At 70.3% G+C, this 1,372-nt stretch carries 2 protein-coding genes; one reads left to right on the top strand and one right to left on the bottom strand.

Going from position 1 to position 1,372, the window contains the following annotated elements; all coding sequences use genetic code 11:
* Positions 1-645 (bottom strand): S1C family serine protease (locus K206_RS0128820; protein ID WP_020205828.1); only part of this gene is annotated, 645 nt, incomplete at its 3' end.
* Between the two features lie 353 nt (positions 646-998).
* On the opposite strand from K206_RS0128820, the gene K206_RS0128815 reads away from it, so the two are divergent.
* Positions 999-1,184 (top strand): YjfB family protein, encoded by a 186-nt coding sequence (locus K206_RS0128815; RefSeq protein WP_020205827.1) that lies wholly within the window; start codon positions 999-1,001, stop codon positions 1,182-1,184.
* The last annotated feature ends 188 nt before the right edge of the window (positions 1,185-1,372 follow it).

Here is a 1,372-nt window from a genome sequence, read left to right as displayed (position 1 = left end):
CGCGGCCGCCGGCACGGCCGCGGCCTCGCTGCGAAAGCGCTGCAGCGCCAGCGCCGAGCGCGCCGGCACCTCGTCGATCCACTGCGCGGGCACGGCGAAATTGAGGTTCTGCGCGTCGGCGCGCATCAGGTAGGTGATGCCGATCAGCTGGCCGTCGGTATTGAACAGGCCGCCGCCGCTGGAGCCCGGCGAGATCGGCGCGGTGGTCTGCAGGCGCACCACGCGGTCGGCGGCGTCGCGGTTCAGGGAAGACAGCAGGCCGTCGCTCAGGGTCAGCTCATAGCCGCGCGGCGCGCCGATGGCATAGACCTTCTGGCCGACCTTGAGCGAGGCGAGCGGGGCGATCTTCACGGCCGGCGCGGCCAGCCCCCTGGCGTGGAGGATGCACAGGTCGCGCTCCACGTCGGCATGCACCAGGCGCGCGCTGTGCGAGGTGTTCTCGCGCCGGATGCCGATGGACTTGCCGTTCCTGAGCACGTGGCAGTTGGTGACCAGTTCCTCCGGCCCGATCACCACCGAGCTGCCCAGGCCGATGCGCCCGCCCTGGGCGTCGAACACGGTGACGACCCAGATGCTGGGCGACTCGCGCTCGTACAACTGCGCCGAATCCAGCGCCAGGCCGGGCAGGGAGATGCCGGCAGTCAAACACGAAATCGCGATGCGGCCCGCTATTTTTTTCGCCCGACCCATGATGTTCTTTTTGGTGACTGGTCCTGCCGGAATTCTTGCGGCAATCTTCGCCGGCGCGCCGCCCGGTGCGGCCACCGCCCCGGCGATCCGGTCTTTTCCCCGCCCGCTGTTCCGGACCCGGCGGACGAGCGCGCGGGGTTGCCTATCATAAACGTTCCGCCCGCCGCGCTAAAGCTTTGTCGCGGCGGGCCGACAACAAACTGGCAGGAATCCCTCCCGCGCGTGGCGCCGCGGCTTTTTCCGGCCGGCCTGCCGGCATCCCGGCCACCCGCACCACCAACCGCAACCCGAAACAGGACGATTCACTCATGGATACTGCCATCGTCAGCGCGGCAAGCAACGCCGGTTCCGACCCGGTGCCCTTGCTGATGCTGCGCAAATCGCTGGACCTGCAGGCCGAGGGCGTGGCCGCGCTGCTGGCGTCGGTGGCGCCGGCCAGCGTGGCCGCCAGCAACCCGCCGCACCTGGGCCAGAACGTCGACATCAAGGTGTAACAAAGGCAAGCCCGGCGCCCGGGGTCGCACCCGGGCGCCGGCCCCCATTTCATGCTCCGCCGCCGCGCTCAGAGCGCCGGCCGCTGGCCGGTGGCGAGCTGCAGCGCCACCGTGGCTTCGGCCAGGTCCGCGCGCGACTGGAGATAGTCCAGGTAGGTCTCGTCGGCGGTGCGCTGCGCGTCGAGCAG

The organism is Cupriavidus sp. WS (genome assembly GCF_000395345.1).
Taxonomy (GTDB): Bacteria; Pseudomonadota; Gammaproteobacteria; order Burkholderiales; family Burkholderiaceae; genus Cupriavidus; species Cupriavidus basilensis_B.
Note: the sequence above shows the minus strand (reverse complement) of the source record. Positions and strands in the feature narration are given on the sequence as shown.